The sequence below is a fragment of the Psychrobacter sp. TB20-MNA-CIBAN-0197 genome, assembly GCF_040309765.1.
GTDB classification, from domain to species: domain Bacteria; phylum Pseudomonadota; class Gammaproteobacteria; order Pseudomonadales; family Moraxellaceae; genus Psychrobacter; species Psychrobacter submarinus.
In genome coordinates, this window is the sequence record NZ_JBEOPC010000761.1 from 1 (window position 1) to 264 (window position 264).

The following is a 264-nucleotide window of genomic DNA, read 5'->3' on the forward strand; positions in this document are numbered from 1 at the left end:
TTTATATTCCAACAAGCTTTTGATAGTGTTACAGACTTTCATTTTTGAGACGATTAACCTGAGTAGTATAAAGAGACTTTGGATTAGGCTGCCCCCAAGCGGTCAATCCTACTACTTGATTGACAGAGTCCAAATGATTCATTTTATAATTGTCTCTGATGACATAGCCAAGACGACTTGAACAAGAAGACACTAAACCATCATTTGGCTCGCCAGCAAACGCAAGTCCTGTAGTAGCTAACAGATAATCACTTGGATCAAGAC

The 264-nt window shown here is 39.0% G+C and carries 1 pseudogene; it reads right to left on the minus strand.

Going from position 1 to position 264, the window contains the following annotated elements:
- Positions 1-28: 28 nt before the first annotated feature.
- Positions 29-264: pseudogene (locus tag AAEY83_RS15870) on the minus strand (triacylglycerol lipase); the annotation flags it as partial.